Here is a 26,558-nt window from a genome sequence, read left to right as displayed (position 1 = left end):
ACTCCCGGCCCGCACCAGGAAGCTACGGGCATCCCCAGCCTTGCCCGGTCAACGCCGACCGGCGAGAGGAGAGCCGCCGCATGGACGCCGCCGCCCCATCGCCCCTGTCCCCCGTCCTGAACCGGATCCGCGTCGGCTCCGCACCGGATTCGTGGGGCGTCTGGTTCGCCGACGATCCGGCGCAGGTTCCCTGGGAACGCTTCCTGGACGAGGTGTCCGAGGCCGGCTACGAGTGGATCGAGCTGGGCCCGTACGGCTATCTGCCCACCGACCCGGCCCGGCTGCGTGACGAGACCGGCCGCCGGGGCCTGAAGGTCTCCGCCGGTACGGTCTTCACCGCCCTGCACCGCGGCCCCGCCGTCTGGGACGAGACGTGGGCGCAGGTGGCCAGAGTGGCCGAGCTGACCCGGGCCACGGGAGCGCACCACCTCGTGGTCATCCCCTCCTTCTGGCGCGACGACAAGACGGCCGAAATCATCGAGAGCCCCGAGCTCACCGCCGAGCAGTGGCGCCATCTCAACACCGGCATGGAACGCCTGGCGCGCGAGGTCATGAGCAGGTACGGGCTCTCCATCGCCGTCCACCCCCACGCCGACACCCACATCGACACCGAGGCGCACGTCGAGCGCCTCCTCGACGCCACCGACCCGGGCCTGGTCAACCTCTGCCTGGACACCGGGCACTACGCCTACTGCGGCGGCGACAGCGTCAAGCTCATCAAGACCTACGGCGAGCGGATCGACTACCTCCACCTCAAGCAGGTGGACCCGGCGGTCCTGGCCGACGTGCGCGCCCAGGGCATCCCCTTCGGCCCGGCCGTGCGGCAGGGCGTGATGTGCGAACCGCCGCGCGGCATCCCTGCGCTGGAGCCCGTCCTGGCCGCCGCGCAGGGGCTCGGCGTGGACCTGTTCGCCATCGTCGAGCAGGACATGTACCCCTGCCCGCCCGAGGCGCCGCTGCCCATCGCCCGGCGCACCCGCGCCTTCCTGCGCTCCTGCGGCGCCTAGCGACGACACCCACCGAGGACCAGCGAGGACCAGCGATGACGCGAGACGGAACACTCGGCGTGGCCGTGATCGGCACCGGCAGGATGGGCTCGGACCACGTCCGGCGCCTCGACGAGGTCATCAGCGGGGCACGGGTGGCCGCCGTCGTCGACATCGACGGCGAGCGCGCCAAGACGGTGGCCGCCCGCGTCGACGGCTGCACCGCCTACACCGACCCGGCCGCCGCCATGGCCTCCGCCGACGTCGACGCCGTGCTCGTCGCCTCCCCCGGCCCGGCCCACGAGGCCGCGCTGCTGGAGGCGTTCGCGCACGACCTGCCCGTGCTGTGCGAGAAGCCGCTCACCCCGGACGCCGCGTCCGCCCTGCGGGTGGTCCAGGCGGAGGAGCGGCTGGGCCACCGGCGGGTGCAGGTGGGCTTCATGCGCCGCTACGACGCGGAGTTCGCCCAGCTGAAGGCGCTGCTGGACGCGGGCGGGCTCGGGCGGCCGCTGATGCTGCACTGCACCCACCGCAACGCCTCGACGCCGCCGGGCTTCACCAGCCGCATGATGATCAACGACTCGGTGGTGCACGAGATCGACGTCACGCGCTGGCTGCTGGAGCAGGAGATCACCGCCGTCACCGTCCTGCGGCCGGCCCCCTCCTCTGCCGCGCCCCAGGCCCTGAGCGACCCCCAGCTCGTACTCCTGGAGACCTCCGGCGGCGCGGTCGTCGACGTCGAGATCTTCGTCAACTGCGGCTTCGGCTACCAGGTGCGCTGCGAAGCAGTCGGCGAGAGCGGCACCGCGCGGGCCGGCGACGCCCACGGGCTGTACGTCAACGCTGCCGGGCGGTGGGGCGGGGAGATCGCCCAGGACTACGTGGTGCGCTTCCGGGACGCCTACGACCGCCAGGTGCAGGCCTGGGTGGACGCCACCCGGCGCGGTGAGACGACCGGCCCGAGCGCCTGGGACGGTTACGCGGCGGCGGCCGTCTGCGAGGCGGGCGTACGGGCCCAGGAGAGCGGCGGGCGCACGACGGTCGCGCTCGCCGAACGCCCGGCCCTGTACGCGCCGGGCCCCGCCGGGCGGTGACCGCCACCGCGAGCCGGCCGCAGCGACGACCATGGAACGGACGGGGAGACCATGACCGGTGACCGCCTGCGCGTCGGCCTGCTCGGCGCGGGCCGGATCGGATCGTTCCACGCGGGGGCGCTGGCCGCGACGGAAGGGGTCGGCGAGCTGGTGATCGCCGACGCCGAGCCCGCCAGGGCGCGGGCGCTGGCGGGGCGCGTGGCCGGAGCCCGTGCCGTCGGGTCGGCGGAGGAGGTCCTCGCGGCGAGCGACGCCGTGGTCATCGCCACCGCCACCAGCGCCCACGCGGAGCTGATCACCCGGGCGGCCCGGGCCGGGCTGCCCGCCTTCTGCGAGAAGCCGCTGGCGCTGGACCCGGCGGGCACGGCCGCCGCGCTGCGCGAGGTGGAGGCGGCGGGCACGCTGCTGCAGATCGGCTTCCAGCGCCGCTTCGACGCCGGCTTCAAGGCGGCGCGCCAGGCGCTGCGGTCGGGGGCGCTGGGGCGGGTGCACACCATCCGGTGCGTCAACTCCGACGCCGTGCCGCCGCCGGCGGAGTTCGTGCCGCTGTCCGGCGGGCTGTTCCGCGACTGCCTGGTCCACGACGTCGACGCCGTGCGCTGGATGACGGGCCGTGAGGTGGTGGAGGTGTACGCGCGGGGCTCGAACGGCGGCGCGGCCTTCTTCCGGGAGGCGGGCGACGTGGACACCGCCACCGCCCTGCTCACCCTGGACGACGGCACGCTGGTGACGGCGACCGCCACCCGTTACAACGGCGCGGGGTACGACGTGCGGATGGAGCTGTCGGGCGAGCGCGACCAGTGGGTGGCCGGGCTCGGCGCACGGACGCCCATGACGTCGGCGGAGCCGGACGGTCCGGCGGGGCCCGAGCGGCCCTGGCCCAGCTTCCTGGAGCGGTTCGCGGACGCCTACCGCGCGGAGCTGGCCGCGTTCGCCCGGGCCGCGCGGGGGATGGCCGGCAACCCCTGCCCGGGCCGGGAGGGGCTGCGGGCGCTGCTCGTCGCGGAGGCCTGTGAACTCTCCCGCCGGGAGAACCGGCCCGTGCGGGTGGAGCCGTTCGCCGGCTGAGGCCCGCCGCCTGCTGTTACCGAGTCACCTTCCCGTCACGGTCGTCACGCCCGCGCGAGCTTTCCGTCACAGAAGGCCGACAGCGCTCCGCCACAGTCACTCTCCGTCGTTGTCCGGGGACAGGCTAGCGATCAAGAACGGCCGCGCCGCAGCTCCCCCAACGGACCCCCCTCCGTGGCTGCGGCGCAGCGGAGAGGCGCGAGAGATGACCGACCGTCGACTCTGGTCCTACAAGGAAATCGCGGCACACATCGGCGTCCAGACCGATACCGTGCGCTCGTACCGCAAACACGGGATGCTGCCCGCTCCCGATCTCACCGAGGGCGGCAGACCGTTCTGGTTCGCCGACACCATCCGGACGTGGGTGACGCAGCGTCCCGGCCGCAACGGCCGTGCGCGCGGCAGGTCCTGACCCCGAAGAAACCTTAAATCCCTGCCCTTTACCCTCCGGGGAATACCCCCGGGGGGTAAAGTGCTGTCCGCACCAGAAAGCACGGCACGACACTTTCCGAGGAGTACGCCCATGACCACCACCGTCTACAAGGTGACCGGCATGACCTGCGGCCACTGCGAGTCCGCGGTCACCAGCGAGATCTCCGCGATCGGCGGCGTCACCTCGGTCGCGGCCGTCGCCGCCACGGGCGAGGTCACCGTGGTCTCCGAGGCCCCGCTGGACGACGCGGCCGTCCGCGCCGCGGTGGACGAGGCCGGCTACGAGCTCGTCGGGCAGGGCTGAGCCGGACCGATTTTCACGCAATCCCTACAAGTAGGGTCTTGCCCTTTTACGTCCACTTGCTCCGGGAGACCTAGATCACAGCGATTGGGAGGTAACCATCGCGGGGGGACATTGGTCTAACCAGGCAGTGCTGGGTCGTCTTGGGGGACGGACCGGCCACGCGTGGCCGGGGCACGTACCCGGGGAGCTTTGAGCGGCCCTCCCGTACGTACGCGTCCCGGCAGATCGCGTCCGTCCGCTCCCGGCCGGATCCCGTGGGGGGAATCCGTGCCGGGGCAGGAAAGCGCCTCGCTCCGACCCGTGGGGGGATCGGTGTCGGGGCGCTTTTCACATGCTGTGTACACATATGACCGGTACACACAGGGCGGGCGGTCGCGGCGGGCGACGTCTGCGGACGGCTCCCCCACACGCGGACACGCGAAGGCGCCCCGCACCGGTGAGGTGCGGGGCGCCTTCCTGCGTACGGGCCGCGGGCGGCCTCCCGGCGGTGGCCGGGGAGGGTCAGCGCTCCTCGACGGGGACGAAGTCGCGCTCGACGACGCCCGTGTAGATCTGGCGCGGACGGCCGATGCGGGAGCCGGGCTCCTTGATCATCTCGTGCCACTGGGCGATCCAGCCGGGGAGCCGGCCGAGCGCGAAGAGCACGGTGAACATCTCGGTGGGGAAGCCCATCGCCCGGTAGATCAGACCGGTGTAGAAGTCCACGTTGGGGTAGAGGTTGCGCGAGACGAAGTAGTCGTCGGAGAGCGCGTGCTCCTCCAGCTTCAGCGCGATGTCCAGCAGCTCGTCGGACTTGCCGAGCGCCGAGAGGACGTCGTGCGCCGCCGCCTTGATGATCTTCGCCCGGGGGTCGAAGCTCTTGTAGACGCGGTGCCCGAAGCCCATCAGGCGGACGCCGTCCTCCTTGTTCTTCACCTTGCGGATGAAGGAGTCGACGTCGCCACCGTTGGCCTGGATGCCCTCGAGCATCTCCAGCACCGACTGGTTGGCGCCACCGTGCAGCGGGCCCCACAGGGCGCTGATGCCCGCGGAGATCGAGGCGAACATGTTCGCCTGCGAGGAGCCCACCAGGCGCACGGTCGAGGTGGAGCAGTTCTGCTCGTGGTCGGCGTGCAGGATCAGCAGCTTGTCCAGGGCGCTGACGACGACCGGGTCCAGCTCGTACTCCGCGGCGGGCACCGAGAAGGTCATGCGCAGGAAGTTCTCGACGTAGCCGAGGTCGTTGCGCGGGTAGACGACCGGGTGACCGATCGACTTCTTGTACGCGTAGGCCGCGATCGTCGGCAGCTTGGCGAGCAGCCGGATCGTGGACAGGTGGCGCTGCTTCTCGTCGAACGGGTTGTGGCTGTCCTGGTAGAAGGTGGACAGCGCGCTGACCACGGACGACAGCATGGCCATCGGGTGGGCGTCACGCGGGAAGCCGTCGTAGAACCGCTTGACGTCCTCGTGCAGCAGCGTGTGCTGGGTGATCTCACCCTTGAACGCCGCCAGCTCGTCGACGGTCGGCAGCTCACCGTTGATCAGCAGGAACGCCGTCTCCAGGAACGAGCTGCGCTCGGCGAGCTGCTCGATCGGGTAGCCGCGGTAGCGCAGGATGCCCTGCTCGCCGTCGAGGTAGGTGATCGCGGACTTGTAGGCGGCGGTGTTGCCGTAGCCGGAGTCCAGGGTCACCAGACCGGTCTGCGCACGGAGCTTGCCGATATCGAAGCCCTTGTCGCCGACGGTGCTGTCGACCACCGGGTAGGTGTATTCGCCGTCCCCGTACCGCAGTACTACAGAGTTGTCGCTCACGTCATCCCTCACCGACGTTGTGCCTCTTCTTCGAGGTGCCCTGACTACCCCTACCTTCCCCCATTTGGACGATGTACGTGCACTCGGGGTCGGCCATAGGGCCTAAAGACGGCACTGAGTGCCGTCCAGCCTGCCCATCCTGCCCCGTTCGCCCTGATTGGTAAACCGGTCAGAGACGAACACCACCTCCACCGCCCCCCGCGAGCCGGTGATCCAGGGCCGTGAAGCGCCTGCCCGCCGAGACCGTGCGCACCGCCTGGGCCAGGGCGCGCCGCGAGCCGACCAGCACCACCAATCGTTTCGCCCTGGTAACGGCGGTATAGAGAAGATTGCGCTGCAGCATCATCCAGGCACCGGTGGTGACGGGGATCACCACGGCCGGATATTCACTTCCCTGGGAGCGGTGGATGGTCACGGCATAGGCATGGGCGAGTTCGTCCAGTTCGTCGAAGTCGTAGTCGACCTCCTCGTCCTCGTCGGTGCGCACGGTCAGCCGCTGCTCGACGGCGTCCAGGGCCGTGACCACGCCCACCGTGCCGTTGAAGACGCCGTTCCGCCCCTTCTCGTAGTTGTTGCGGATCTGGGTGACCTTGTCGCCCACCCGGAAGACCCGGCCGCCGAAGCGCCGCTCGGGCAGATCGGGCCGTGCGGGCGTAATGGCCTGCTGCAGGAGGCCGTTGAGGGTGCCCGCGCCGGCCGGGCCGCGGTGCATGGGGGCCAGCACCTGCACGTCCCGGCGCGGGTCGAGCCCGAACTTCGCGGGGACGCGCCGGGCGGCCACGTCCACGGTGAGCCGGCCGGCCTCCTCGGTGTCCTCCTCGGGGAAGAGATAGAAATCCGTCATCCCTTGAGTGATGGGCTGCACCCCGGAGTTGATGCGGTGTGCATTCGTCACCACGCCGGACTGCTGCGCCTGCCGGAAGATGCGGGTGAGCCGGACCGCGGGGACGGGGCTCTGCGGGGCGAGGAGGTCGCGCAGCACCTCCCCGGCCCCCACCGACGGCAGCTGGTCCACGTCCCCCACGAGCAGCAGGTGGGCGCCCGGCGGCACGGCCTTGACCAGCTTGTTGGCGAGCAGCAGATCGAGCATGGAGGCCTCGTCGACGACCACCAGGTCGGCGTCCAGCGGTCTCTCCCGGTCGTACGCCGCGTCGCCGCCGGGCTTGAGCTCCAGCAGCCGGTGCACGGTGGAGGCGTCGGCACCGGTGAGCTCGGACAGCCGCTTGGCGGCCCGGCCGGTGGGCGCGGCCAGCACCACCTTGGCCTTCTTGGCCCGGGCCAGCTCGACCACGGACCGCACGGTGAAGGACTTGCCGCAGCCCGGTCCGCCGGTGAGGACCGCGACCCGGCTGGTGAGCGCGAGGCGCACCGCCTCCTGCTGCTCGGGCGCCAGCTCGGCGCCCGTGCGGCCGGCGAGCCAGAGCAGGGCCTTGTCCCAGTCGACGTCGGCGAAGGCGGCCAGCCGGTCGTCCTGCGTGCGCAGCAGCCGCGTCAGCTGCCCCGCCAGGGAGAGCTCGGCGCGGTGGAAGGGGACGAGGTAGACGGCGGTGACCGGCTCCCCGCCGTCCGGCCCGGGGACGCTCTCGCGGACCACGCCCTCCTCCTCGGCGGCCAGTTCGCCGAGGCAGTCGATGACGAGCCCGGTGTCGACCTGGAGCAGCTTGACCGCGTCGGCGATCAGCCGCTCCTCGGGCAGGAAGCAGTGGCCCTGGTCGGCGGACTGGGACAGGGCGTACTGCAGTCCGGCCTTGACCCGCTCGGGGCTGTCGTGCGGGATGCCGACGGACTGGGCGATGCGGTCGGCGGTCAGGAAGCCGATGCCCCACACGTCGGCGGCCAGCCGGTAGGGCTGGTTGCGGACGACGGAGATCGAGGCGTCGCCGTACTTCTTGTAAATGCGCACGGCGATGGAGGTGGAGACGCCGACGCCCTGCAGGAAGACCATGACCTCCTTGATGGCCTTCTGCTCCTCCCAGGCGGCGCCGATGGACTTGGTGCGCTTGGGCCCCAGGCCGGGCACCTCGATCAGGCGCTTGGGCTCGGACTCGATGACGTCGAGGGTGTCGGTGCCGAAGTGACTGACGATGCGGTCGGCGATGCGCGGCCCGATGCCCTTGATCAGGCCGGAGCCCAGGTAACGGCGGATGCCCTGGATGGTGGCGGGCAGGACGGTGGTGTAGTTCTCCACCGTGAACTGCCGCCCGTACTGCGGGTGGGAGCCCCAGCGGCCCTCCAGGCGCAGCGACTCGCCCGGCTGCGCGCCGAGGAGCGAGCCGACCACCGTGAGGAGGTCGCCGCCGCCGCGGCCGGTGTCGACGCGGGCGACGGTGTAGCCGCTCTCCTCGTTGGCGTAGGTGATCCGCTCGAGGACCCCTTCGACCACTGCCAGTTGCACCATGCCCCGACGGTACCGCCGGGGTCCGACAGGGCGTTCGGGCCTGTGGGCAGCCGTGGTTCCGCTTCCTGGGCCGCCATCTGCCGGGCCGGTCCCGGCCCCCTCCCGCGCCCGGGCGGAAAACATTCCGACCGGACCGGTTCGCAATGATTCGAGGGGCCCGGTCCGACGACCGAGCCCCTCGCGTTCCCCCCGGAACCGGCTTCCCCGAATCCCCCCGGATCCCTCCCCGGGAAGCCTGATGCCCATAACGACCCACCTGGGCCCCGAAGGGTTGCAGCGATTCCGAAGCGTTATCGTTCCGTTACATGACGTGTGGAACCCGCAGTTCACTGCACATGGGCGCGATAACGGTCGATCACCTCCGCCAGCACCTCCGCTCCGGGCCGCCGCCACAGCCCCGGATGGAAGATCTCCACCTCGGCCGGGCCCGCGTAGCCCACCGCGTCGAGGCGCCGGCGGAACCACCGCAGGTCCACGCACCCGTCCCCGAGCTGCCCCCGCCCCAGCAGGACGCCCTCGGGCAGCGGGGTGACCCAGTCGGCGAGCTGGAAGGCCGCGACGCGCCCGCCGCGGCCCGCCCGTTCGAGCTGCTCGGCGACCGTGTCGTCCCACCACAGGTGGTAGGTGTCCACGACGACGCCCACCCGGTCGGCGGGGAACCGCTCGGCGAGGTCGAGGGCCTGGCGGAGGGTGGAGACCACACAGCGGTCGGAGGCGAACATCGGATGCAGCGGCTCGATCGCCAGCCGCACCCCGTGTCCGGCCGCGTACGGGGCCAGCTCGGCGAGGGCGTCGGCCACCCGCTCGCGGGCGCCGGCCAGGTCCCGGCTGCCGGGCGGCAGGCCGCCGGAGACCAGCACGAGCGTGGCGGTGCCGAGAGCGGCCGCCTCCTCGATCGCGGCGCGGTTGTCGGCGAGCGCGGCGGTGCGGCCGGCCGGATCGGACGCCGTGAGGAAGCCGCCGCGGCACAGGCTGCTGACGGCCAGTCCGGCGTCGCGTACGAGCCGGGCGGCGGCCCGCACCCCGTACTGCCGCACGGGCTCCCGCCACAGCCCGACGGCCCGCACCCCGGCGGCCGCGCAGCCCGCCGCCAGCTCGGGCAGCGACCACTGGCGCACCGTCTGCTGGTTCAGGCTCAGCCGCTCCGGCGGCCGCGTCACCGCCCGACCCCGTGGACCGCCAGCAGAGCGGCCATCCGGGCCTCGGCCGCCGCCGGGTCCGGGAACAGGCCGAGGCCGTCGGCCAGTTCGTAGGCCCGCGCCAGGTGCGGCAGCGGGCGTGCGGCGTGCAGGCCGCCGGCCATCGTGAAGTGCCGCTGGTGGCCGGCGAGCCAGGCCAGCAGGACGATGCCCGTCTTGTAGCAGCGGGTCGGCGGCTCGAAGAGGTGCCGGGCCAGGGGGACGGTCGCGTCGAGGGCGGCCCGGTAGCCGGGCCCGTCACCGGCGTCGAGCAGGCGCACGGCGTGGGCGGCGAGCGGGCCCAGCGGGTCGAGGGCCCCCAGCAGGGCGTGGCTGTGCGCGTGTCCGTCGCCCTCGAGGAGAGCGGGGTAGTGCAGGTCGTCGCCGGTGTAGCAGCGCACTGCGGCGGGCAGCCGTCGCCTCAGTTCTCGCTCGCGCCCGGCGTCCAGCAGCGACACCTTCACCCCGTCGACCTTGTCCGGGTGGGCCGCCACGATCCGCAGGAGGGTCTCGGTGGCCGCCTCCGGGTCGCCGCTGCCCCAGTAGCCCTCCAGCGCGGGGTCGAACATGGGGCCGAGCCAGTGGAGGATCACCGGTTCGGCCGTTTGGCGCAGCAGCCGGCCGTAAACCTCCTCGTAGTGCTCCGGCCCGGTGGCGACGGCGGCCAGGGCGCGCGAGCCCATGACGACGGCCCGGGCACCCGCCGCCTCCACCACCGCCAGCTGTTCCTCGTAGGCCGCCACGACGGCCTCCAGACGGCCGTAGGGCGGCTCCAGCTGGTCCGTGCCCGCCCCGCACACCAGGAGGCCGCCCACGGCCCGCGCCTCGGCGGCGGAGCGCCGCACGAGCTCGGCGGCGGCCGGCCAGTCCAGGCCCATGCCGCGCTGGGCGGTGTCCATCGCCTCGGCCACCCCGAGGCCGTGCGCCCACAGGTGGCGGCGGAAGGCGAGCGTGGCGTCCCAGTCGAGGCCGGCCCGGCCGAAGGGGGTGGTGTCGCCGAAGGGGTCCACGACGATGTGGGCGGCCGCGTAGAGCGTGCGGCTCGCAGGAGGCGGCCCCGGTGGCACGGGCGCCGCGGGACGGGGCTCGTACGGGCGCAGCGCGCCGGTCGCGTCCGGCAGCCGGATCACGGCGCGGACTCCGGCACGGCCACCCGGCGCCCCTCGGCGGAGGACCGCCGGGCCAGCTCCGCCAGCTGCACCCCGCGGGCGCCCGCGTGCAGGTCGAAGCGCCAGGGCTCGCCGAGGGCCACATGGCGCAGGAACAGCTCCCACTGCGCCTTGAAGGCGTTGGGGTGCACGCCGTCGTCCCCGCCGTCCCCGTTGTCCGGCACTTCCTGCCACTGGGCGCGGAAGTCCTGGCCGGCGGGCAGGTCGGGGTCCCATACGGGCCTGGGGGTGGCGGAGCGGTGCTGCGCGCGGCAGGTGCGCAGGCCCGCGACGGCCGAGCCCTCGGTGCCGTCGATCTGCAGTTCCAGCAGCTCGTCGCGGTGCACCCGCACCGCCCAGGAGGAGTTGAACTGTGCGATGGCTCCGCCCTCCAGTTCGAAGACCGCGTAGGCGGCGTCGTCGGCGGTCGCCTCGTAGGCGGCGCCCCGTTCGTCCCAGCGGCGCGGAATGTGGGTGACCAGCCGCGCCTGGACGGCCCGTACGGGTCCGGCCAGCTCGCGCAGGACGTACTCCCAGTGGGGGAACATGTCGGCCGCGATGCCGCCGCCGTCGTGGGCCCGGTAGTTCCACGAGGGCCGCTGCGCGGGCTGCCAGTCGCCTTCGAAGACCCAGTAGCCGAACTCGCCGCGCACGGACAGCACCCTGCCGAAGAAGCCGCCGTCGGCGAGTCGCTTGAGCTTGCGCAGGCCGGGCAGGAAGAGCTTGTCCTGGACGACTCCGTGCCGCACCCCGGCCCGTTCGGCGAGGCGGGCCAGGGCGAGGGCGCCCGCGTGGCCGGCGGCGGTGGGCTTCTCGCAGTAGACGTGCTTGCCCGCCGCTATGGCCTTGCGCACGGCGGCCTCGCGGGCGGCGGTGACCTGGGCGTCGAAGTAGACCTCGACGGCCGGGTCGGCGAGGACGGCGTCGAGGTCGGTGGACCAGCAGCTGATCCCGTGGCGGGCGGCGAGCGCCGCCAGCTTGCGCCCGTCGCGGCCCACGAGAACCGGATCGGGCCACAGCCGCACGCCGTCGCCGGCGTCGATGCCGCCCTGTTCGCGCAGGGCGAGGACGGAGCGCACGAGGTGCTGGCGGTGGCCCATGCGGCCGGTGACGCCGTTCATGGCGATGCGTATGTTCCTGACCGTCATCTGCCCGGATCCTCCCGTCTTCGGCACCAGGGGCATTTCCCACCGCGTAACGGGGAAACCGATCAGCATGAAGCTGGCCTTCTCCACTCTCGGTGTGCCCGGAACGTGCCTGAGCGACGTCGTACGGCTCGCCCGTGCGCACGGCTACGACGGGGTCGAGCTGAGGGCCGACCCGGAGGAACCCGTGCACCCGGGCATCGGCCTCGCGCAGCGGGCGGCGACGGCCGAGCAGTTCGCCGGGGCGGGAGTGGAGATCCTGGCGCTGGCCGGGTACGCCCAGGTCGCCGCGCCGGGGCCCGACGAGCCGGTCCTGGCCGAGCTGGACGCCCTGATCCGGCTCGCCTCGGACCTTGGGGCGCCGTTCGTGCGGGTGTTCCCCGGCGGCGGGCGACAGCCGGCGGAGGAGGCCGACGCGGTCGCGGCGCGCCGCCTGGCCACCGTCGCGCCGCTCGCCGCCGACTCGGGCGTACGCGTTCTGCTGGAGACCCACGACTCGCACCGCAGGGCCCAGGACGCGGTGCGGATCCTGGGTCCGGTGGGGCACGGCAGCATCGGTGCGCTGTGGGACGTGCTGCACACCTGGCTGGGCGGGGAGGAGCCCGCCGTCAGCTTCCCGGCCCTGGCCCCGCACCTGGGCTACGTACAGGTCAAGGACGTCGCCTCGGCGCAGGAGAGCGCGCCGCTGCCGCTGGGCTCGGGCGTGCTGCCGCTGGGCGCCTGCGTGGGGGCGCTCAGCCGTGCCGGCTGGGACGGCTGGCTGTGCTGGGAGTACGAGAAGCGCTGGCATCCGCAGGCGGCCGAGTTCGCTCAGCTGGCGGGGCCGGGAGCGGAGTATCTGCGGGGGCTGGTCGCCGCCGCCCCGCCAGCGAGGTGACCGCGACGCCGCCCACCAGCAGCACCGCCGCGCACCACCGCAGCGGGCTCACGCCCTCGCCCAGCAGCAGCGCCGCCGAGGACATACCGAAGACCGGCACGAGCAGGGAGAACGGGGCGACGGCCGAGGCGTCGTAGGTGCGCAACAGGAAGCTCCAGGCACCGAAGCCGAGCACGGTGCTGACCCAGGCGACGAACAGCAGGGCGCCGACGCCGCTCCAGTCGAGGGAGCGCAGGGCCTCGGCGTCGGCGGCCGGGCCCTCGAAGACGAGGGAGAGCAGCAACAGCGGCAGCACCGGGACGGTGCTGATCCACACGGTGAAGCCCAGGGCGTCCTCCGGCGCGGCCTTGCGGGTCAGGATGTTGGACACGCCCCAGAAGGCCGCCGCGATCACGACCAGGGCGAAGCCGAGCAGAGGCCCGGAGGCGCCCTCGTCGACGGCGGCCACCGCGATGCCCGCCAGAGCCACGGCCATGCCCGCCAGCCGTACCCTTCCCGGGCGTTCGGCGAGGGCGGCCATGGCGAAGAGGGCGGTGAAGACCGCCTGCGCCTGCAGGACCAGCGAGGACAGCCCGGTCGGCATCCCCGCGTGCATGCCGACGAACAGCAGCCCGAACTTGCCCACTCCGAGCGCCAGTCCGACCCCGATGATCCACCGCCACTTCACCGACGGCCGCCGCACGAGGAAGACCGCGGGCAGTGCGGCCGCGAGGAAGCGCAAGCCGCAGAAGAGCAGGGGCGGGAAGTGTTCGAGCCCGACGTGGATGACGACGAAGTTGACGCCCCACAAGGCCGCGACGGCGACGGCCAGGGCTATGTGCAGTGGTCGCATGCCAAGAGGATCACGTGCACCCACCATGTAGCACCAGCGCGCACTTCTTCATGATGGGATTCAGCAACACTCAACAATGGGGGGTTCGGAAGACCATGTTGGACCTGTCCCGCCTGCGGGCCCTGCACGCCGTGTCCGTCCACGGCTCGGTCAGCGCCGCCGCAGTCGCCCTGGGGTACACCCCCTCCGCCGTCTCCCAGTCGATCACCAAGCTGGAGCGCGAGACCCGCACCACCTTGCTGGAGCGCCGGGGGCGCGGAGTGGCGCTGACCGACGCGGCGGTCCGGCTGGCGGACACCGCGCAGGAGCTGCTGGCGATGGTCGAGCGGGCGGAGACCGCTCTGGAGGAGCAGCGCGGGGTGCCGGCGGGGCGCCTGGTGATCGGGGCGTTCGCGTCGGCCGCACGCGGCCTCCTGCCGGGCGTGCTGGCCGCCCTGGCCCGCGAGCACGCCGCCCTGGACGCCCGCCTGGTCGAGGTCGACCCTCACCTGTCCGTCGGCCTGGTGGCCCAGGGGGTGCTCGATCTGACGGTCACCTTCGAGTGGGACATCGCGCCGCTGCCCGCGCCGGAGGGGCTGGGCCGGGCGCGGATCGGCGACGACCTGTGCGACGTGCTGGTGCCGCGGGGTCACCCGCTGGCCGGGCGGGAACGGCTGAGCCACGCGGACCTGGCGCACCAGCGCTGGATCTGCCAGCCGCCCGACACGGTCTGCCACGACTGGCTGGTACGCACCCTGCGCGCCGGCGGCAGCGAGCCGGACCTCGCCTACCAGGCCGCCGAGAACCACACCCAGCTCGCCCTCGTCGCGGCGGGCCTGGGCATCGCGCTGCTGCCCCGCCTGGGGCGGGGCCCGATTCCCGACGGCGTGCTGGCCGTGCCGCTCGAACCCGTCCCCGTACGGCGGCTGTTCACCTACTGGCGCACGGGCGCGGCCCGCCGGCCGGCGATCAGCGAGACCGTGCGGCTGCTGCGTGAGCAGTGGCCGGCGCGGTCGCTGTGACCAGTCCTTTTGACCAGTCGCTTAAACCGTATGATGAACCCTCTTCGAGAGGGCGGCACATGTCGGTGGAGACCAAGGAACGGCTGATCACCGCGGCGGGCACAGTCCTGCGTACGCAGGGGTACGGCAAGGCGAGCGCACGGACGATCGCCAAGGAGGCCGACGTCAACTCGGCGTTGATCTTCTACCACTTCGGGGGCGTCGACCCGCTGCTGCTCGCGGCGCTCGACCGCTCGTCCGCCGAGCGGATGGAGCGGCACACCGCCACCGTCGCGGACGCGAGGACGCTGGAGGAGCTCGCCGAGCGCGCCACCCGCATCTACCGCGACGACCTCGAGGGCGGCCACATCACGCTCCTGTCCGAGCTCGTCGCCGCCGCGGTCGCCAAGCCCGAGCTGCGCGAGGAGATCCGCAGCCGGGTGGAACCGTGGCTGGCGTTCATGGAGGAGACCCTGGAGCGGGTCATCGGCGGCACGCCGCTCGCCCGGCTCACGCCCCCGCGCGACCTGGCCAACGCCGCGGTCACCTTCTATCTGGGCGTCAACCTCTTCACCGTGCTGGACGCCGACCGCTCCCGCACGGAGTCGGTGTTCGCGATGGTCCGCCGGCTCGCCCCCCGCGCGAAGCTGCTGACCCTGCGCTCGCCGGTGCGGTTCGGCAGGGCGCGCGGCTTCGGCAAGGCCCGCGGCGCCACGGGTTAGGCCGGCCACCGCGGAACCGCTCCGGCGCGCGGCCCGTCACACAGGCGTGCTGCCGCTGGGATTCCGCAGAGCGGTACCGGCTCCGTTCGCTGACCGCGGGGCCGGCCACCCCTCTCCGCCGCCTGCGGCCGGCAGCCCGCCGCCGCCGGTGCGCACCCCTCCCGCTGCGCCGGCGGCGGACCGCCGGGTCGGCGGGAGGACGGCAGGCCAGGGGCGTGCGGTCACCCTCCGCGAACCCTCCCGCACGCCTGGCGTGCGCTGGTGGCCGTCGGGTAACTGTGGACGCTCGTACGGCGGTTGGGGGAGAAGATGCGCCATAGCGCGCTGCCGGAGGCGCTGTTCGCGCTGGCGGTCCTGTACGGGTCGTGCGTGCTCACCGGCTGCCATGCCCCGGGCCGCACAGGGGCGGAGAGCGTCAGCCAGGGCGAGGGGGCGGCCCTGTCCCCGTCCGCTCCGGGGGGCGGTGCGACGTTCCTGGGCCGGGGCTCGTGCGCCGGCCGGGGCCGGCCGGCCTTCGGGGAGGTGGACTGCGCGAGCGAGCAGGCCACCGCGACGGTCCTCGCCCGCTATTACGGCCCGCGGGCCGGGGGCCCGCGCTGCCCGGAGACCACGGACTTCGTCCTGCACATCACGGCGGTCAACACCGGTACGTCGGAGTCGGAGAGCGCCCCGGAGGGCTACGCCTGCATGCGCAATCTGCGCGCCCCGCACCCGGGCGACCCCGGCCGGGGCGGCGGCCCGCTGACGGTGGTGGGCGACTGCGTGTACACCGAGCGGCACGGGGTGGTGAAGGAGACCGCCTGCGAGGGTCCGGCGGCCCGGGCCCCGGAGTTCCGCGTGGAGGAGGCGGTCCGCACCCGCGACGACTGCCCGCCGGATACGGACCTGTACGTACAGGTGGGCGGCGGGGCACCGGTGGGGTGCGCCCGCCGCCTGTCCTGAAAGGCGTACGGCCCGAAGGCGTGGCGGGCGGCCTACGGACGCAGCATGGACTTCTGCTCCACGGAGCGGTCGAGCTTCGCGTCGTAGGGCGCCAGCGGCTTGGCGTGCCGGTCGTCCTTCTGCACGGTCGCGGGTGCGACGCCGGCCCAGCGCAGGACTTCGGCCGTGGCCTTGGCCCGCTCGTCGGCCACCAGATCGGCGATCTTGGTGCCGTGGTTGCCGCCCGGCGCGTAGAACCGGTAGTCGTGCCGGGCCTCGGCGTTCTTGCCGAGGCGGAACGGTTCGGCACTCCACGGGTCGTTCTGTCCGTAGACGAACAGCATCCGCTTGCTGTCCTCGCGCACCCAGCGGTCGACGTCCGCCATCGCGTTGTTGCGGAAGGTCATCGATATGTCGCGCGGCACGTAGTTGCGCGGCTGGTAGATGCCCGGGTAGCGCAGCAGGCCCTTCAGGTGCGGGGACTTGAAGGTCGGGGCGCCGAGCTCGGTGCCCGCCTGGTAGTAGTACGGCGTGAACTGCTCCAGGCCCTGGTCGGTGTAGGCGTCGAAGCCGGAGATCTCGTCGACGAACTTGTAGAGGTCGTCCGTGGACGCCTTCGTCGCCGGGACGGTCTTGCAGTCGCTCTGCAGGTGGTACTGCCAGAACGCCCACATGAGGTCGAGGACGACGTTCTCGTAGGCCTTGTCGGCGCTGCCGACGACCTTGAAGGTCTTGCCGTTGGCGTCGGCCCACTTCTGGTAGCGGCCGACGATCTCGTCGCGGCGTACGAGCGCCTCGCGCTGCACCGACTCCAGCTGGGTGCGGCAGGCCTTGTCGCCGACGCCCGCGAAGAACCGGTCGTAGGCCGAGTCCTCGTTGTTGACCACGTCGTTGGGCGCGACGTAGGCCACGGTGCCGTTCATGTCGTTCGGGTAGAAGCGGCGGAAGTAGGTGGCGGTCATGCCGCCCTTGCTGCCGCCGGTGGCCAGCCAGTTCTTGCCGTAGACCGGCTTGAGGGCCTGGTAGAGGCGGTGCTGGTCGCTGGCCGCCTGCCATATGTCGAGCTTGGACCAGTCGGCCGGCTTCGGGCGGGACGGAGTGAAGAAGCGGTACTCCATCGACACCTGGTTGCCGTCGACGATCCGGGCCGGCTCGCTGCGGGACGGGTTGGTGGAGACGTTGTAGCCGGAGGTGTAGAAGACGGTGGGCCGGTCCGTGGCCTTGTGCAGCAGCGTGAAGCGCTGCTGGAAGGTGCCCTTGGCCGGGTTCTTGTGGTCGACGGGCTGCTGGTAGTTCAGCACGAGGTAGCGGTAGCCCTCATAGGGCTTCTCCTCGACGAAACTCATCCCCGGAATGCTCAGGATGCGTTGCTTGATGTCCGGCACGGTGTCGGTGGTCGTGGCCGCACCTGCCGCCGCGCTGCCGGCACCGACCGTCCCGATGGACATCGTCAGTGCCAGCAGTGCTCTGAGAGCCTTGCGCATGCGCCCTCCCCTGGGTTCGCAAAGGTCGCCGCGAACCTACCCGGGGCACCATCCGCCACGCCAGAGTCAGACGGTTGTGATCTTGGTGTACCGGGCCACGATGGCGCCGTTCTTGAAGGTGCGCGAGTCCTTCAGCTCGTACCGCTCGGGGGAGAAGTCTCCGGAGAACAGCCGGATGCCGTCCCCGGCGACGAACGGGTAGATCTTCAGCACCAGCTCGTCGATCTCCTCGCGCAGCTGGCCCGCGAGGTTCCCGCCGCCGCACAGGTAGATGCCCTTGCCCTCCTGCGCCTTGAGCTCGCGGACGAGCTCCACCGGGTCACCGGCGAAGACGGTCACGGCCGGGTCGGGGCTCTCGGTGAGGGACGTCGAGACCACGTACTGCTTCATGTGCGGGTACGGGCTGGCGAAGCCCGCCTTCAGGCCCGGCTCGTACGTGCCGCGCCCCATGACGACCGTGTCGAAGTCACGGTTGTCGGGCCCGAGCCCGACGTGCGGGCGCACGTGGCCGGGCAGGGCGTCGGGGTGGCTGGCGACGAGCGCGGCGGTGAAGTCCTCGTCGAGGACCGGGTACATGAAGTCGTACTCACCGTCCGGGCCGGCGATGCACCCGTCGAGGGTCGTGGAGATGAAGTACGTGAGCTTGCGCATGGGTCCCCCGCTCAGCCGGCCAAGATCGTTCCTTGGTCAACCTACGGCACCCACCTGCCGGGCCGGAACAGTCGCACCCGTGAAAGTACGCCACAGTCGCGCGTACCGCCCGTCGCTCGCCAGCAGTTCGTCGTGCGTCCCGTCCTCCACCACGCGGCCGTGGTCCAGGACCACCACCCGGTCGGCGCGGGCCGCCGTGGTCAGCCGGTGCGCCACCACCAGCGTCGTCCGCTTGCCGGCGAGCCGGTCGGTGGCCTGGTTGACCAGCGCCTCGGTGGCCAGGTCCAGCGCGGCCGTGGCCTCGTCCAGCAGCAGGATGTCCGGGTCGACGAGCTCGGCGCGGGCCAGGGCGATCAACTGCCGCTGTCCGGCGGAGAGGTTGCGGCCGCGCTCGGTGACCGGGTGCAGATAGCCGCCGTCCAGTGTGGCGATCATCGCGTGCGCGCCCACCGCCCGGGCCGCCGCCTCGACCTCCGCGTCGCTCGCGTCGGCGCGCCCGTAGGCGATGGCGTCGCGCACCGTGCCGGGGAAGAGGTACGGCTCCTGGGGGACGACGCCGAGCCGGTGGCGGTAGCCGACCGGGTCCAGCTCGCGCAGGTCGTGGCCGTCGACCAGGACGGCCCCGGAGGTGGGGTCGTAGAACCGGGCGACCAGCTTCACCAGCGTGGACTTGCCCGCGCCGGTCTCGCCGACGAAGGCGACGGTCTGGCCGGCGGGGATCGTCAGCCGGATGCCGGAGAGCGCGGGCTCCTCGCCGTCGGAGCCGTAGTGGAACCGCACGTCGTCGAAGACGACCTCACCGCTCAGCTCGCGGACCGGACGCGGCCGCTCGGCCACCGGCGTCGATGTCGGCTCGCGCAGCAGGTCCTGCACCCGGCCGAGGGAGACCGTGGCCTGCTGGTAGCCGTCGAAGACCTGCGAGAGCTGCTGGACGGGCGCGAAGAACAGGTCGATGTAGAGCAGGTACGCCACCAGCGCGCCCGCCGTCAGCGTGCCGTCGCTCACCCGGCCCGCGCCCACGATCAGCACGGCAGCCGCGGCGACGGACGAGAGCAGCTGGACGAACGGGAAGTACACCGATATCAGCCACTGGCCGCGCACCCGCGCCTGCCGGTAGGCGTCGCTGCGCGCGGCGAAGCGCCGGGCGCCGGCGCCCTCGCGGCGGAACGCCTGCACGATGCGCAGGCCGGCGACGCTCTCCTGCAGGTCGGCGTTGACCACGCCGACGCGCTCGCGGGCCAGTTCGTAGGCCTTGACGCTCTGCCTGCGGAAGTAGAACGTGCCCAGGACGAGCGGCGGCAGCGTGACGAGGACGACCAGGGCCAGTTCGACGTCGATGACGAGGAGCGCGACGAGTATGCCGAAGAACGTCAGGACGGAGACGACGGCCGTGACCAGGCCGGTCTGCAGGAACGTCGACATGGCGTCGACGTCGGTCGTCATCCGGGTCATGATCTTGCCGGTGAGCTCGCGCTCGTAGTAGTCCAGGCCGAGCCGCTGCAGCTGGGCGAAGATCTTCACGCGCAGCGCGTACAGCACGCGCTCGCCCGTCCGCCCGGTCATCCGCATCTCCCCGAACTGCGCGGCCCACTGGCCGAGCACGACGAGCAGCGCGAGGGCGGAAGCCGCCCACACCGCGCCCAGGGCCATGCGCTGGACGCCCTGGTCGATGCCGTGCCGGATCAGTACGGGCAGCAGCAGGCCGGCGACCGCGTCGACGGCCACGAGCAGCAGGCTGACGAGCAGCGGCCCCCGGAACCCGCGCAGCAGCTGCCGCAGGCCGTAGGACTCCTCGGGCCGCGCGGAGCGCTCCTCGTCGACGTCCGGGGTGTCGTCGGCGGGCGGCAGGGCGTCCACCTTGGCGAGCAGCTCGGGCGTGGCCGGCATCCCGGCGAGGACGCCGTGGCCGTGCCCGGGGACCTCCGAGCTCTCCCTGCGCACCCACAGCGCGGGGGTGACGCCGTCGACGACGGTGCGGTCCACCGTGACGGGCGCGTGCGGGTCGGTCGCCGCCACGAGGTCCTGGTCGGGCGCCTCCCGCTCCACCAGGCCCGTGGCCGACGCCTCGCCGTCGAAGCCGCCCGCCAGGGCCGGCTGCGGCCCCGGGGTGAGCGCCCGGCCGGCGGGGTCCTTGGCCACGCCCGCCAGCTCCTCCGGGTCCGTGAGCAGCCGCCGGTACAGCGCGCACCGGCCCTGCAGCTCCTCGGCCGTGCCGAGGTCGGCGAGCCGGCCGCCGTCCAGCACCGCGATCCGGTCGGCCAGCGCCAGCGTCGAGGCCCGGTGGGCGATCAGCAGCGTCGTACGGCCGGCCATGACGCCCCGCAGCGCCTCGTGGATCTCGTGCTCCACGCGGGCGTCGACCGCCGAGGTCGCGTCGTCCAGGAGGAGCAGCCGCGGGTCGGTCAGGATGGCCCGCGCGAGGGCGAGGCGCTGGCGCTGGCCGCCGGAGAGCGTCAGACCCTGCTCGCCGACCTTGGTGTCGTAGCCCTCGGGGAGGTCGCGGATGAAGCCGTCCGCCTGTGCGGCCCGGGCCGCCGCCCGGACCTGTTCGTCCGTCGCGTCGGGCAGGCCGTAGGCGATGTTGTCGCGGACGCTGTCGGAGAACAGGAAGCTGTCCTCGGGCACGAGTCCGATGGCCGCGCGCAGCGAGGGGAGCGTCAGCTCGCGCACGTCGTGGCCGCCGACGCGCACCGTGCCGGAGGTGACGTCGTAGAAGCGCGGCAGCAGCAGCGCCAGGGTCGACTTGCCGCTGCCGGAGGCGCCGACGACGGCCACCGTCTCGCCGGGCTCGATGCGCAGCGAGAGGCCCTCGAGGACGGGGTGCTCGGGGTCGTAGCCGAAGCCGACGTCGTCGAACTCGACCGTTGCGGGGGCGTCCGCGGGAAGCTCGTGCGCCTGGTCGCGCTCCTTCACCACGGGCTCGGTGTCGATGAGCTCGAGGACGCGCTCGACGCCGGCGCGCGCCTGCTGGCCGACCGTCAGGACCATGGTCAGCATGCGCACGGGCCCGACGAGCTGCGCGAGGTAGGTCGAGAAGGCGACGAACGTGCCGAGCGTGACCTGGCCGCGCGTGGCCATCCAGCCGCCGAGCGCCAGCATGGCGACCTGTCCGAGCGCGGGCACGGCCTGCAGGGCGGGGGTGTAGCGGGAGTTGAGCCGGACCGTGCGCATCCGTCCGGCGAACAGCCCGCGGCTGACCTCGCGGAGCTTTCCGGCCTCCTGTGCCTCCTGCCCGAAGCCCTTGACGACGCGCACGCCCGTGACGGCGCCGTCCACGACGCCCGCGACGGCGGCGGCCTGGCCCTGGGCGTACCAGGTGGCGGGGAAGACCTTGGTGCGGCTGCGCTGGGCGAGGAACCAGATCGCCGGGGCGACGGCGAGCGCGACGACGGTGAGCAGCGGTGAGAGGACCGCCATCACGATGAGCGAGATGACGAAGAGGAGGATGTTGCCGATCATCATCGGCAGCATGAACAGCAGGCTCTGGATCAGCTGGAGGTCGCTGGTCGCCCGGCCGACGACCTGTCCGGTGGAGAGCTCGTCCTGCCGCTTGCCGTCGAGGCGGGCGATCGAGGCGTACATCTCGGTGCGCAGGTCGTGCTGGACGTCGAGCGCGAGCCGGCCGCCGTAGTAGCGCCGGACGTAGGTCAGCGCGTAGACCACGACCGCGGCGACGACCAGGAGGGTGGCCCAGGGGGCGAGGGGACGCTGGCGGGAGCCTATGACGTCGTCGATGATCAGCTTGGGTATGAGGGGGACGAGCGCCAGGACGGCCATGCCGGCGAGGGAGGATCCCAGCGCGAGCAGTACCGTGCCGCGGTACCGCCAGCAGTACGACGTGAGCCTCCTGGCCCACCCCTGACCGGTTGTTTCCGTCGCCGCCACCCGAGACCTCCCGCTGCCCCGCTCCCCTGTTCTGACGGAAGGCCCCAACGCCGCGGGCTGCGGATTTCATCCCGCCGTTACGGAACGTCCTGGTCGGACAGGCGTCGGAGGGCGTGTCGAATCGGTGCAGGACCGGTGTCACATGCCCGGTACGTACTGGATCAGCAGGTCGATGATCTTGATGCCGATGAAGGGGGCGACGAGGCCGCCCAGCCCGTACAGGCTCAGGTTGCGGCGCAGCAGCGCGTGTGCGGAGGAGGGGGCGTAGCGGACGCCGCGCAGGGCCAGCGGGATCAGGGCGACAATGACGAGCGCGTTGAAGATGATCGCGGAGGCGATGGCCGAGGTCGAGCTGTGCAGGCCCATGACGTTGAGCTTCTCCAGGCCCTCGTAGCCGGCGACGCCGCCGAACATGGCGGGCACGATGGCGAAGTACTTGGCGACGTCGTTGCAGATGGAGAAGGTGGTCAGGGCGCCGCGGGTGATGAGCAGCTGCTTGCCCACCTCGACGATCTCGATGAGCTTGGTGGGGTCGGAGTCGAGGTCGACCATGTTCCCGGCCTCCTTGGCGGCCGAGGTGCCGGTGTTCATGGCGACGCCGACGTCGGCCTGGGCGAGGGCGGGGGCGTCGTTGGTGCCGTCGCCGGTCATGGCGACGAGGTTGCCGCCGGCCTGTTCCTCCTTGATGCGGGCCAGCTTCTGCTCGGGCGTGGCCTCGGCCAGATAGTCGTCGACCCCGGCCTCGGCGGCTATGGCCTTGGCGGTGAGCGGGTTGTCGCCGGTGACCATGACGGTCTTGATGCCCATGGCCCGCAGCTCGGCGAAGCGCTGGGCGATGCCGGGCTTGACGACGTCCTTGAGGTGGACCGCGCCCAGCACCCGGGGGCCGTCGGCGTCCTCGAGGGCGACCAGCAGCGGGGTGCCGCCGCCCGCCGCGATGGAGTCGGCGATCCAGCCGGCCTCGGCGGGGACGTGGCCGCCGCGCCGGGCGACCCAGTGGGTGACCGCGCTCGCCGCGCCCTTGCGGATGCGGCAGAAGTCGCCCTCGAAGGCGAAGTCGACGCCGCTCATCCGCGTCTCCGCCGTGAAGGGCACGAAGCGGCCGTGGGAGAGCTCGCCCTCGGCGCGTTCGATGCCGTACTGCTGCCCGGCGAGGGCGACGATGGAGCGGCCCTCGGGCGTCTCGTCCGCCAGCGACGACAGCTGGGCGGCGTCGGCCAGGAGCTCGGCCGAGACGCCCTGGACGGGCACGAAGGAGGCTGCCTGGCGGTTGCCGAGGGTGATGGTGCCGGTCTTGTCGAGAAGGAGCGTGTTGACGTCCCCGGCGGCCTCGACGGCACGGCCGGACAGGGCGAGGACGTTGCGCTGCACCAGGCGGTCCATGCCGGCGATGCCGATGGCGGAGAGCAGGGCGCCGATGGTGGTCGGGATGAGGGTGACCAGCAGGGCGACCAGCACCGTGATGGTCTGCGGGGCGCCCGCCCAGGCGGCCATGGGCTGGAGCGAGACCACGGCCAGGATGAAGATCACCGTCAGCGAGGCCAGCAGGATGTTGAGGGCCAGCTCGTTGGGCGTCTTCTGCCGGCTGGTGCCCTCGACCAGGGCGATCATGCGGTCGAGGAAGGTGTTGCCGGGCCGCGAGGTGATCCGGACCACGATCCGGTCGGAGAGCACGGTGGTGCCGCCCGTGACGCCCGAGCGGTCGCCGCCGGGCTCGCGGATGACGGGCGCGGACTCGCCGGTGATCGCCGACTCGTCGATCGACGCGATGCCGTCGACGACCTCGCCGTCGCCGGGGACGATCCCGCCCGCCTCGACCACCACGAAGTCGTACGGCCGCAGGTCACCCGCCGGAACGTGCTCCTCCGCCCAGTCCCGGCGGTCCATGCTCACCCGCCAGGTGCGCAGCCGGCGCGCGACGGTCGTGCTGCGCGTGCGGCGCAGCGTCTCGGCCTGGGCCTTGCCGCGGCCTTCGGCGACGGCCTCGGCGAGGTTGGCGAAGACGACGGTCAGCCAGAGCCAGACGCTGATGAGCCAGGTGAAGACGGACGGGTCCAGGAGCGCGGAGAGCGTGGTGAGGACGGCACCGCTCTCCACGACGAACAGCACCGGGTGCTTGACCATCACCCTCGGGTGCAGCTTGCGGACCGCCTCCGGGAAGGAGGCGATCAGCTGCTTGGGGTCGACGAGGCCGCCTGCGACCCGGCGGTGGCTGTGGCGGGTGCGGCGTTGCGGGGCACGATAGAGCACCCGCTCAGCCAACCGGCTCGGACACGAACCGTGATCGCGTCCTTACGGGCCCTTGTCGCCGGGGGCGTCTCGCCTTACGCGGTCTTTACGCCGGACGGGCTTCATTTCAGCCCGTCCGGCGATTGAGGACGCGGGATCGGTCAGCCGCGGGAGGCGGCGATCTGCCGCGACATGATCGTCGTCAGCTCGTACGCGGCGTGCGAGGCCGCCACGGACGTGATCTCGGCGTGGTCGTAGGCCGGGGCGACCTCGACCAGGTCCGCGGAGACCAGGTTGCAGGAGGACAGGCCGCGGATGATCTCCAGCAGCTCGCGGGAGGTCAGACCGCCCGCCTCCGGCGTGCCGGTGCCGGGCGCGTGGGCCGGGTCCAGGACGTCGATGTCGATGGAGATGTACAGCGGGCGGTCGCCGACGCGCTGGCGCAGCTGGTCGGCGATCTCGTCGACGCCACGTCGCATGACGTCGGCGGAGGTGACGATGCCGAAGCCCATCTTCTCGTCGTCGGTGAGGTCCTTCTTGCCGTACAGCGGGCCGCGCGTGCCGACATGGGAGAGCGCCTCGGTGTCGAGGATGCCCTCCTCGACGGCCCGGCGGAACGGCGTGCCGTGGGTGTACTCGGCGCCGAAGTAGGTGTCCCAGGTGTCCAGGTGCGCGTCGAAGTGCAGCAGGGCGACGGGGCCGTGCTTCTTGGCCACCGAGCGCAGCAGCGGCAGGGCGATGGTGTGGTCGCCGCCGAGGGTCATCATGCGGGCGCCGGTGCCGAGGAGGTCGTCGGCCGCGGCCTCGATGGTCTCGACGGCCTCGTCGATGTTGAACGGGTTCGCGGCGATGTCACCGGCGTCCGCGACCTGCGCCAGGGCGAAGGGCGACGCGTCCTGGGCCGGGTTGTACGGGCGCAGCAGGCGCGAGGCCTCACGGATGGCGTTGCCGCCGAAGCGGGCGCCGGGGCGGTACGAGACGCCGGTGTCGAAGGGCACGCCGACGACGGCGACGTCGGTGGTGCCGACCTCGTCGAGGCGGGGCAGCCGGGCGAAGGTCGCGGGGCCCGCGTAGCGGGGAATGCGGGAGGAGTCGACGGGGCCGCGCGGTTCACGGGGGGCGGGGGTGCTCATGCTGAAGGCCTCTCGGATCACGGACGGGGCGCCGACGGGTCACGTTCACGTCAACGTCGGAGCAGCGGCGATGGACGTACCCGAGGGTAGGCAGGGAGGCGGATTCCGCACATGTACGGAACTGAAGGGTCCGGCTTCGCCATATGGACATGGCGTCCATCGCGCACTCCAGGGGGAGAATGAGCCCATGCCGATACCACCCAGCCGTACCGAACTGATCGACCACCTCGTCCGTACGCGTATCGCGGGCCTCGTCGCCACTCCCCGCGAGAACAACCTCGACCACTACCGCAGGCTCGCGCAGGGCGACCGGCTGTACTGGCTGGGCCTGGAACTCGGCGACCGCTGGACCGACACCCAGGACGTCCTGGCCGTCATGGCGGAGCGCTGCGGCGTCAGCGACGACCTCGAGCACCGCGCGGGCCAGGACACGATCGACCCGGAGCTGACGGTGGCCGGCCTGGAGCGGATGGCCGCGTTCCTGCGCAAGGCGGCGGAGGGCGGGCAGCGGGTGCTGTTCGCCACCGGTCACCCGGGCGGCCTGCTGGACGTGCACCGCACGACGGCGGCCGCGCTGCGGGCGGCGGGGTGCGAGATCGTCTCGATCCCCAGCGGGCTGCGGGCGGACGACGGCTCGGTGTACCAGGTCGCCGACGTCGCGGTGTACGAGCGCGGCGCGACGCTGTGGCACACCCACTCCCCCGCGCCGATGGCGGCGATCCTCGACGGCCTGCAGCGCGAGGGCCGGCCGCTGCCGGACCTGGTGGTGGCCGACCACGGCTGGGCCGGCTGTGCGGCGCAGCGCGGCATCGACGCGGTGGGCTACGCCGACTCCAACGACCCGGCGCTCTTCCTCGGCGAGGCGGAGGGCACCCTGCAGGTGGCGGTGCCGCTGGACGACCACGTCCTGGACCCGCGCTTCTACGAGCCGATGACGGCGTACCTGCTGGAGGCGGCGGGCCTGCTGTAACCGGCCCTCGGACGCCGGGCGGGCCGCAAGGACAGCCCGTCCGGCGATTGAGGACAAGAGACGGTGAGAGGGCGGGCTAGGGGAGGGAAGTCTCCGTCTGCGGGCGGCCGTTCCATCCCCGCACGCAGCACCACGTCCCCGCCCAGACCAGGGCGGCCTCGACGGCCCGCAGCCCCAGCCGGGCGGCCAACCACGTCGTCCCGGTCAGGTCGACGACCTTGTTGTGCGCGAAGAACAGCGCGGCGATACCCAGAACGATCAGTACCACCCCGCCGCCGACCAGCAGCGCTCTGAACGCCATCCCCATGGGCGCGGACGCGCGCGTCATCC

Annotated in this window: 21 protein-coding genes and 1 pseudogene; 10 read left to right on the top strand and 12 right to left on the bottom strand. The window is 72.5% G+C overall.

What is annotated here, in order from left to right:
- Positions 1-80 precede the first annotated feature (80 nt).
- From ACIGXW_RS20010 to ACIGXW_RS19990, 5 genes are all read left to right on the top strand, one after another.
- Positions 81-1,007 (top strand): TIM barrel protein, encoded by a 927-nt coding sequence (locus tag ACIGXW_RS20010; protein ID WP_071963555.1) that lies wholly within the window; start codon positions 81-83, stop codon positions 1,005-1,007.
- A gap of 35 nt (positions 1,008-1,042) precedes the next feature.
- Positions 1,043-2,080, top strand: a complete 1,038-nt coding sequence (locus ACIGXW_RS20005) for a Gfo/Idh/MocA family protein (RefSeq protein ID WP_399574225.1) — start codon at positions 1,043-1,045, stop codon at positions 2,078-2,080.
- Between the two features lie 66 nt (positions 2,081-2,146).
- Positions 2,147-3,148 carry a Gfo/Idh/MocA family oxidoreductase gene (locus ACIGXW_RS20000; RefSeq protein WP_399574642.1) on the top strand — a complete coding sequence of 334 codons (1,002 nt, stop codon included), beginning with the start codon at positions 2,147-2,149 and terminating at the stop codon, positions 3,146-3,148.
- 205 nt (positions 3,149-3,353) lie between these two features.
- A complete protein-coding gene (locus ACIGXW_RS19995; protein ID WP_071963552.1) occupies positions 3,354-3,560 on the top strand; it encodes a MerR family transcriptional regulator in 207 nt (68 codons plus the stop codon).
- 111 nt (positions 3,561-3,671) lie between these two features.
- Positions 3,672-3,884 (top strand): heavy-metal-associated domain-containing protein, encoded by a 213-nt coding sequence (locus tag ACIGXW_RS19990; RefSeq protein WP_079273942.1) that lies wholly within the window; start codon positions 3,672-3,674, stop codon positions 3,882-3,884.
- A 501-nt stretch (positions 3,885-4,385) separates the two neighbouring features.
- On the opposite strand, the gene ACIGXW_RS19985 is transcribed toward ACIGXW_RS19990, so the two are convergent.
- The 5 genes from ACIGXW_RS19985 to ACIGXW_RS19965 all read right to left on the bottom strand — a co-directional run bounded on the left by ACIGXW_RS19985 (position 4,386) and on the right by ACIGXW_RS19965 (position 11,547).
- Positions 4,386-5,675 (bottom strand): citrate synthase, encoded by a 1,290-nt coding sequence (locus ACIGXW_RS19985; RefSeq protein ID WP_071963550.1) that lies wholly within the window; start codon positions 5,673-5,675, stop codon positions 4,386-4,388.
- A 169-nt stretch (positions 5,676-5,844) separates the two neighbouring features.
- Complete coding sequence (locus ACIGXW_RS19980; RefSeq protein WP_071963549.1) at positions 5,845-8,073, bottom strand: ATP-dependent RecD-like DNA helicase; 2,229 nt, start codon at positions 8,071-8,073, stop codon at positions 5,845-5,847.
- A 326-nt stretch (positions 8,074-8,399) separates the two neighbouring features.
- On the bottom strand, positions 8,400-9,233 hold the full coding sequence (locus ACIGXW_RS19975; RefSeq protein ID WP_399574223.1) for a sugar phosphate isomerase/epimerase family protein: 834 nt from the start codon (positions 9,231-9,233) through the stop codon (positions 8,400-8,402).
- On the bottom strand, positions 9,230-10,381 hold the full coding sequence (locus ACIGXW_RS19970) for a dihydrodipicolinate synthase family protein (protein ID WP_399574221.1): 1,152 nt from the start codon (positions 10,379-10,381) through the stop codon (positions 9,230-9,232). Before ACIGXW_RS19970 ends, ACIGXW_RS19975 begins: the two co-directional genes overlap by 4 nt.
- The gene (locus ACIGXW_RS19965; protein ID WP_071963546.1) at positions 10,378-11,547 is read right to left on the bottom strand and encodes a Gfo/Idh/MocA family protein; all 1,170 of its coding nucleotides are present in this window, start codon (positions 11,545-11,547) and stop codon (positions 10,378-10,380) included. Before ACIGXW_RS19965 ends, ACIGXW_RS19970 begins: the two co-directional genes overlap by 4 nt.
- Positions 11,548-11,614: 67 nt before the next feature.
- Between ACIGXW_RS19965 and ACIGXW_RS19960 the strand changes: the two are divergent.
- A pseudogene (locus tag ACIGXW_RS19960) lies at positions 11,615-12,397 on the top strand (sugar phosphate isomerase/epimerase family protein); the annotation flags it as partial.
- Here the strand turns inward: ACIGXW_RS19960 and ACIGXW_RS19955 are convergent.
- Entirely contained in the window at positions 12,279-13,253 is a 975-nt protein-coding gene (locus ACIGXW_RS19955) for an EamA family transporter (protein WP_399574220.1), read from the bottom strand. The pseudogene ACIGXW_RS19960 and the gene ACIGXW_RS19955 overlap by 119 nt on opposite strands.
- A gap of 95 nt (positions 13,254-13,348) precedes the next feature.
- Here ACIGXW_RS19955 and ACIGXW_RS19950 point away from each other — a divergent pair, with 95 nt between their 5' ends.
- The 3 genes from ACIGXW_RS19950 to ACIGXW_RS19940 all read left to right on the top strand — a co-directional run bounded on the left by ACIGXW_RS19950 (position 13,349) and on the right by ACIGXW_RS19940 (position 15,897).
- Positions 13,349-14,254: a LysR family transcriptional regulator gene (locus ACIGXW_RS19950; protein ID WP_399574218.1), complete on the top strand. Its 906-nt coding sequence runs from the start codon at positions 13,349-13,351 to the stop codon at positions 14,252-14,254.
- 59 nt (positions 14,255-14,313) lie between these two features.
- Positions 14,314-14,955 carry a TetR family transcriptional regulator gene (locus tag ACIGXW_RS19945; RefSeq protein WP_071963542.1) on the top strand — a complete coding sequence of 214 codons (642 nt, stop codon included), beginning with the start codon at positions 14,314-14,316 and terminating at the stop codon, positions 14,953-14,955.
- A gap of 309 nt (positions 14,956-15,264) precedes the next feature.
- Entirely contained in the window at positions 15,265-15,897 is a 633-nt protein-coding gene (locus ACIGXW_RS19940; protein ID WP_399574216.1) for a hypothetical protein, read from the top strand.
- A 32-nt stretch (positions 15,898-15,929) separates the two neighbouring features.
- Here ACIGXW_RS19940 and ACIGXW_RS19935 read toward each other — a convergent pair whose 3' ends face one another.
- The 5 genes from ACIGXW_RS19935 to speB all read right to left on the bottom strand — a co-directional run bounded on the left by ACIGXW_RS19935 (position 15,930) and on the right by speB (position 25,258).
- Positions 15,930-17,360: a S28 family serine protease gene (locus tag ACIGXW_RS19935; RefSeq protein WP_399574214.1), complete on the bottom strand. Its 1,431-nt coding sequence runs from the start codon at positions 17,358-17,360 to the stop codon at positions 15,930-15,932.
- Between the two features lie 66 nt (positions 17,361-17,426).
- Complete coding sequence (locus ACIGXW_RS19930) at positions 17,427-18,011, bottom strand: dihydrofolate reductase family protein (protein ID WP_399574212.1); 585 nt, start codon at positions 18,009-18,011, stop codon at positions 17,427-17,429.
- Between the two features lie 36 nt (positions 18,012-18,047).
- Positions 18,048-21,896 (bottom strand): ABC transporter ATP-binding protein, encoded by a 3,849-nt coding sequence (locus tag ACIGXW_RS19925; RefSeq protein ID WP_399574210.1) that lies wholly within the window; start codon positions 21,894-21,896, stop codon positions 18,048-18,050.
- A gap of 138 nt (positions 21,897-22,034) precedes the next feature.
- On the bottom strand, positions 22,035-24,146 hold the full coding sequence (kdpB, locus tag ACIGXW_RS19920; protein ID WP_399574208.1) for a potassium-transporting ATPase subunit KdpB: 2,112 nt from the start codon (positions 24,144-24,146) through the stop codon (positions 22,035-22,037).
- A gap of 140 nt (positions 24,147-24,286) precedes the next feature.
- Positions 24,287-25,258 carry an agmatinase gene (speB, locus tag ACIGXW_RS19915; protein WP_190020641.1) on the bottom strand — a complete coding sequence of 324 codons (972 nt, stop codon included), beginning with the start codon at positions 25,256-25,258 and terminating at the stop codon, positions 24,287-24,289.
- A 187-nt stretch (positions 25,259-25,445) separates the two neighbouring features.
- Between speB and ACIGXW_RS19910 the strand changes: the two genes are divergently transcribed.
- Positions 25,446-26,228 carry a phosphatase gene (locus ACIGXW_RS19910; protein WP_399574206.1) on the top strand — a complete coding sequence of 261 codons (783 nt, stop codon included), beginning with the start codon at positions 25,446-25,448 and terminating at the stop codon, positions 26,226-26,228.
- Positions 26,229-26,304: 76 nt separating this feature from the next.
- On the opposite strand, the gene ACIGXW_RS19905 is transcribed toward ACIGXW_RS19910, so the two are convergent.
- Entirely contained in the window at positions 26,305-26,556 is a 252-nt protein-coding gene (locus tag ACIGXW_RS19905) for a hypothetical protein (protein ID WP_399574205.1), read from the bottom strand.
- Positions 26,557-26,558: the final 2 nt, after the last annotated feature.

It is taken from the genome of Streptomyces sp. NPDC053079, from assembly GCF_044546695.1.
Lineage (GTDB): Bacteria > Actinomycetota > Actinomycetes > Streptomycetales > Streptomycetaceae > Streptomyces.
Note: the sequence above shows the minus strand (reverse complement) of the source record. Positions and strands in the feature narration are given on the sequence as shown.